Consider the following 6,313-nt stretch of genomic DNA (forward strand, 5'->3'; position numbering starts at 1 on the left):
CGGCACTCCGGGATCGGCCTGCTCACTCCCGCGACCGTCCACCACGGCCAGGCCGAGACCGTTCAGGCCGCCCGCGCCGAGGTCCTCGCCGCCGCCTACGCCACCCGACCAGACCGGTTCGTCCGCCGCCCACCAGCACCACCACCGCTGCCGACACCAGCCTGGATCAACCCACCCGAACAGACCCCNAACCAGCCAGGCACCACCACAGAACAACCAGCTCAATAGTTCCTACAAGATCTTGCCTCGATCAGGTTGACGGGTTCCGCGGCTGCGCACTTGGCCCGCCACATCGCTCTCCCCACCCCGGGTGAACGGAGCGCGGTCGATCTGCGGGTTGACTGCTCGGTGACGCTGCCGCCCGTGGTAGTCCGCGAGGCGCAGGAAGCCGCCGCGGCGCTCGTCGCAGTTGCACCACGCCTGCCTGGCTGGGCCGCCTATCATTCCGCGTTCAGTGAGCGGTGGGGGCCGGGCGCTGCTGTGCCGCTGCGGGAGGTCGTGGGCATTCTCGGGTTCCCGGCCGGTTACCGGGGCTCGCGGCGCCGTGAGGCGGCGACGTTCACGGCCCGGGATGCTCTGCTCGCGACGCTCGCCCAGCGCTCTGCCCTGGACGGATGCGCCGAGGTGGTCCTGGACGACGAGCTGATCGGGCAGCTTCGCAGCGAGGACGACCGGCCGCCGATCCCGCACACCGAACTGCGGTTCACTCTCGCCGCAGGAACGCTTCAGGACCTCGACCGCGGCGCGTTCACCCTGACGGTCGTCAGTGGAGCCCGCCACGCCGGCGTGGCAGGTGGCCGATTCCTGCACCTACTCACCCCCGCCGAGCTGGACCAGTTCCGCGGCATCTACACCAGCCTGCCGACTGCCCTACCCGGCGCGGACGCCGTACAGCTGTCCGGACCTCCGCTCGATCCCAGGCTGGCCACCGTCGCCCGCACACCCGAGCTCCTCCCGGTACTGCCCGTCGGCGACCTCCATCTCGACCCGGTGTGCACGGTGGACGACCTGGCGGTGGCCGCCGATGGGCAGCGGCTCTGGTTGGTGTCTCGCCTCACTGGTCGACCGGTCGAGCCGCTGCTGTTCAACTGCGTGCTCCTGGCTACCCACCAGCAGCCACTCGTCCGGTTCCTCACCGAGATCTGGACGGCCTGGACGGCGCCGTGCGCCCGGTTCGACTGGGGGCACGCCCGCACGTTGCCGTTCCTTCCGCGGGTCCGCCGGGGCCGATCGATCCTGCACCCGGCCCGCTGGACCGTCCCCGCCGAGGCGTTACCCGCCCGCACCGCGACGTGGCCGCAGTGGCGGGCCGCCTGGCACCAGCACCACGAACGCCGCCGGCTGCCACGGGAGGTGCTGATCGGCGGCGAGGACGTACGGCTACGTCTCGACCTGGACGAGCCCGCTCATCTCGCGGTCCTGCGTAGCCACCTCGACCGGCACGGACGCGCTGTCCTCACCGAGACGGACGGGCCCTCAGGGTGGATCGATGGCAGGCCCGCCGAACTCCTGCTCACCCTCACTCGCACCCCGCCAGCCCATCGCCTGGCCGTCCGTCGGGCCCGTCCTGTCAGCGTTCCTGCCCACTGGCCCGGCCGGTCGCGCTGGTTGGACGCCCGCCTGGTCGGACACGCCGATCACGTCCTTACCCGCCTGTCTGAGTTTCCTGGTCTGCCCGCAGGTTGGTGGTTCCTGCGCTACCCGCAGCCCGAACCCCACCTGCGGCTGCGTATCCCGCTGCGGGGCACCGTCCGGTTCGCCGACGTCGCCCACGACCTCGCCGGCTGGGCGGAGCAGCTGCACGATGACGGACTGCTGGCCGACTACACCCTGGCCACCTACCGGCCGGAGACCCGTTGGGGAGGCGGCCCGACCCTCGCCGCGGCCGAGGCGGTGTTCGCCGCCGACTCCCGCGCCACCCTTGCCTGGTTGTCCCGGGATCGGCGGGCCGCCACCGCAGCAGGGATGATCGTCACTGCTGACGGGTTCACCGATGACGGTGCGCGCTGGCTCGTCGACCACGCGCCTCACGGAGGCGGACCACGTCTGGAGCCCGCCGAGATCGCCGGGGCGCGCCTGCTCTACGGAGACGAGGCTCTGACCGCGGCGCTGGCCACCTATCGGACTCTCGCCGTCCGAGACGGTCTTGACCTGGACCAGGTGCTGGCCGACCTGCTGCACCTGCACCACGCCCGGATGATCGGTCCCGATCTCACCTCCGAGCGCCACTGTCTGCGCCTGGCCCGCGCCATCGCCCAGACCACCCTGGCCGGGAGGCCATCGTGACGGAGGGACAGTCTCTAGCCGAGGGCGCGGCCGGCGTCGCTCTTCTCCATCTGGAGATCGGCGACTGGCCGGCGGTGTACGCGGCGCTGGAGCATGCCGTCGCCGGCGGTGTCAGCGTCGCCGAGTCTGCCAGTCTCTACTACGGCGTTCCCGCCCTCGCATTCGTTCTCGCCGGCACCGACCGGCCCGGCCTCGCGCGAGCGACCGCGACCGCCGCAGCAGGGACCGCCACGCTGACCCGCCGTCGTCTCGATGCAGCCCACCGGCGCATCGACGATCACCAGCGCCCGCCGTACGCCGAGTACGACCTGATCCGCGGGCTGACCGGACTCGGTGTCGCCCTGCGCCGCATCGGGGATCTCGATCTGCTACGCGACGTTCTCACCTACCTGGTCCGCCTCACCGAACCGATCGCCGGCCTGCCCGGCTGGTGGTGCCCGCATGGCCCGAACCGCGGCCAGACCGTCCCAGGCGGGCACGGCAACCACGGGATCGCCCATGGCATCACCGGCCCGCTCGCGCTCCTGGCCCTCGCGCACCTCGACGGCGTCCGCGTCGACGGCCACACGGAGGCGATCACGCGGATCATCGGATGGTTAGACGACTGGCAGCGGCGCACCCGGCAGGGCGCCGCGTGGTGGCCGCAGACCGTCACGCTCACCGAGTTCGAGCACGGTGAGCCCGTCCAGGCCGGCCCGCTGCGGCCGTCGTGGTGTTACGGCACCCCCGGTATCTCCCGTGCCCAGCAGCTCGCCGCCCGCGCTCTGGGCGACACCGCCCGCCAGCACAACGCCGAGACCGCCTTTGCTGCCTGCATCGCCGACGCGACGCAGCTCGGCCGCCTTGTCGACCGTGGTTTGTGCCACGGCACCGCCGGGCTCCTCACCGCCGGACGCCGGATCGTCGCCGACGCGCTCACTCCGATCCCGATCAGGCCGCTGGTGCTCCTGCACCGGCAGGCCACCGCCGCGGTCAACGAGCCCTTCGGGTTCCTGGACGGTTCGGTCGGCGCGGACCTGGCCGCAGCCGGGACCGGGACCTCGTGGGACGCCTGTCTCCTGCTCTGCTGACCGAAAGGAACGACATGGACGAGACGCCCTGGAGGCAGGTGAACATCGCCTGGCCCGGCTCGGACCGTCGTCAGCGTGAGCGGCAGGCCGTCGATCACCTTGCCCGCGTCCTGCCGGCCGCCGAGGCCGACGGCCTCATCACCGCCTGGTTTTTCATCCGCAAAGGCGCCTGGCGCCTCCGCTACCTGATCACGGATGCGGACAGTCGCGACGAGCCGAACCCCGACCCCTTCCGCCTACTGCTCACCGACGGGGTCCGCTGGACCGCCGACATCTACGAACCAGAGGTGCATGCCTTCGGTGGCCCCTGCAGCATGGACACCGCGCATACGCTGTTCCACCACGACAGCCGCCACCTGCTTACTTTCCTCCGCGGCGACCCCGCCGACCGGCGGGAACACTCCCTCGTGCTGTGCACCACACTCATGCGCGCCGCGGGACTCGACTTCAACGAGCAGGGCGACGTATGGGCCCGGGTCGCCGAGCAGCGTTCCGGCCTGGCCGACCTGCCATCTGACCCCCAGGCGTGGGCATCATTCACCAGCGATGTTCGCCACCTCCTCCTCGGCGGCGCCCGAGCAGACGTTCTCGGCCGCGACTGGCTCGCCGCGTTCGAGGAAGCGGGCAGAGCACTCCGAACCCTGAGAGAACGCGGCGACCTCGCACGCGGGATACGCGCGATCATCGCGCTACACGTGATCTTTCACTGGAACCGGCTCGGGCTCCCAGTAGCCACCCAGGCCACCCTCGCGCAGGCAGCGAAGGAGGCCGTCTTCAGCAATGCATCCGCGTAGCCGATCAAGAAGACACCGGCCTGTGGCGACTGAAATACCGGGGCGCGGTGTCTCGAATGCCCACAGGTGCCGGCTGTCGGGCGCGCACGTCCGGCCTCCTTTGGCCTCATTCGACCGCACCACACCTATCGGAAGGATCATCGTTGAACACCGCGGCCTCGACACACGGCGCCACCCCCGACGAGCTGCGCGCTGCCATGGTCGACCGGCTCGCCATCTCGGGAGCCGTCCTCACCGGCGCGGTCGAGGACGCGATGCGCGCCGTGCCCCGGCACCTGTTCGTGCCCGACGCCGCCCCCGGCGAGGCCTACGCAGAGCAGGCCGTCGTCACCAAGCGCGCCCCGGACCGTACGTCCCTCAGCTGCGCCTCCGGGCCGGGGATCGTGGCGATGATGCTGGAGGCGCTCATCGTTCTGCCCGGCCAGCGGATCCTTGAGATCGGGGCCGGCACCGGCTACAACTCCGCCCTCGTGCGCCACGAGGCGCCACTACTCCGAACGGGGGTGAAAGACCTCTGTCTCTGGCCTGTCGCAGCAGGCCGGTGAAGCTGGGGGCAGTCCGACCGCGGAGACGCGCGGAAGGATGGGAGCAGCCCTGACAAAGCCAGGACGTGCCGGAACTGCCAGACGGTGCGGGTTTGGCAAGCGATGGCAAGAAGCCGTACGAGAGGAACCGGTGATTGAAGCCCCGTAATCGTTGTGCCGGCTCAAATCTGGCGGATATGGGCCGGGTGCAGTGCACGCCGCCATGCGTAGTGGCGGCGACTCCGAAGCCGGTAGAAGGGTGCTGGTGGGGAGGCCACGCTGAAGGCCTGCGGCGTAGGTGTGGCGATGCTGTCGGGGTAAAGCTGGGCGGCTCCCTTGCTGAACGGAGTGTGGTGAACGTGGGAAGCGTCTCGATGTCGCCCTTACCTCTTGGCATCCAGCCGGGCGGCGGGCAGGTTCGTCGTCGACTGATGGCATCGCGACGTGGCGGAGTCCTCGTAGTAGTCCGAGCGTGCGAGAGGCACGCACATGGCGAAGGGGGACAGCAAGTCTGCGGTGGATGGACTGGAATGCCAGGAGGTCGCCGGTGAATACCGGCGAGCTGACGCCCGTCTTTGAGGAGGCGGAACGTCGGGTACTGGAGATCCAGACGAAGCTGCACTGTTGGGCCAACGATGATCCTCGTCGGAGGTTTGATGACCTGTTCAACCTCGTTACCGACCCCGCGTTTCTTTTGGTGGCGTGGCGTCGGGTGCGGGGTAACAAGGGAGCCCGGACGGCGGGCGTGGACGGCATAACTGCCTACTACGTGGAGACCGTACAGGGCGTCGGGATTTTTCTCGACTGGCTGCGGAGCAAGTTGAAGGACCGCAGCTTCTGCCCGCTACCGGCACGTGAGCGGCTGATACCGAAGGCGAACGGTAAAATGCGTCGTCTCGGGATCGCGACCGTGACCGACCGAGTGGTGCAGGCATCCCTGAAGCTGGTGCTGGAGCCAATATTTGAGGCGGATTTTCTCCCGTGCTCCTATGGGTTCCGCCCGAACCGCCGGGCCCATGACGCGGTAGCCGAAGTGCGCCACTTCGCCGCCAACTCCTACGAGTGGGTGGTAGAGGGCGACATCAAGGCATGTTTCGACGAAATCTCGCATCCTGCGCTCATGGGCAGGGTTCGAGATCGGATCGGAGATCGCCGCGTCCTCGGTCTGGTAAAGGCGTTCCTGAAGTCGGGCATCCTCGGCGAGGATCGCCAGCTGAAGGAGACCAGCACCGGAACCCCGCAAGGGTCGATCTTGTCCCCGCTGCTCAGTAACGTGGCACTCTCGGTCCTGGACGAGCATATCGCCCAGATTCCGGGAGGCCCGGCCACAAGCAAGAGAGGTAAGGAGAAGCGCCGTCGTCATGGACTGCCGAATTTTCGGCTGGTTCGTTACGCGGATTTATGCCGACGTCGGCATAAGTCCGCATATGCCGAGGTCCGGGTTATGCCGACCGGGCTGCTGGGGGGCCTGCCTGGTAGGAAGGTCGTCATCGTAGGGGCGGCATAACCCGGTGGGTGCTGACGGTGGTTAGAGGTTGTCGAGGAACGTGAGCAGGCTGTCCGGCGGCCGGTAGCGGCCGGGGGTGGTGCCGGGCTGTTGGACGCGAGCGAGGGCCTTTTCCTTGATGGTCATGTCGGC

3 protein-coding genes and 3 pseudogenes are annotated in these 6,313 nt (G+C 69.2%); all 6 read left to right on the forward strand.

What is annotated here, in order from left to right:
• Positions 1-228, forward strand: a pseudogene (locus B056_RS45965) (IS3 family transposase); the annotation flags it as partial.
• 42 nt (positions 229-270) lie between these two features.
• Positions 271-2,286: pseudogene (locus tag B056_RS35480) on the forward strand (lantibiotic dehydratase); the annotation flags it as partial.
• Positions 2,283-3,356 carry a lanthionine synthetase C family protein gene (locus B056_RS0106745; RefSeq protein WP_018501128.1) on the forward strand — a complete coding sequence of 358 codons (1,074 nt, stop codon included), beginning with the start codon at positions 2,283-2,285 and terminating at the stop codon, positions 3,354-3,356. The pseudogene B056_RS35480 and the gene B056_RS0106745, both read left to right, overlap by 4 nt.
• Positions 3,357-3,370: 14 nt before the next feature.
• The gene (locus B056_RS0106750; RefSeq protein ID WP_018501129.1) at positions 3,371-4,150 is read left to right on the forward strand and encodes a thiopeptide-type bacteriocin biosynthesis protein; all 780 of its coding nucleotides are present in this window, start codon (positions 3,371-3,373) and stop codon (positions 4,148-4,150) included.
• A gap of 143 nt (positions 4,151-4,293) precedes the next feature.
• Positions 4,294-4,695, forward strand: coding sequence for a class I SAM-dependent methyltransferase (locus B056_RS0106755; RefSeq protein ID WP_018501130.1), 402 nt, complete (start codon positions 4,294-4,296; stop codon positions 4,693-4,695).
• Positions 4,696-5,221: 526 nt separating this feature from the next.
• Positions 5,222-6,073, forward strand: a pseudogene (locus B056_RS35485) (reverse transcriptase domain-containing protein); the annotation flags it as partial.
• Positions 6,074-6,313: the final 240 nt, after the last annotated feature.

This window comes from Parafrankia discariae (assembly GCF_000373365.1).
Classification (GTDB): Bacteria; Actinomycetota; Actinomycetes; order Frankiales; family Frankiaceae; genus Parafrankia; species Parafrankia discariae.

Coding starts and splice junctions, on each gene's coding strand:
- B056_RS0106750 (WP_018501129.1), top strand. CDS start 3,371: ATGGACGAGACGCCCTGGAGGCAGGTGAACATCGCCTGGCCCGGCTCG.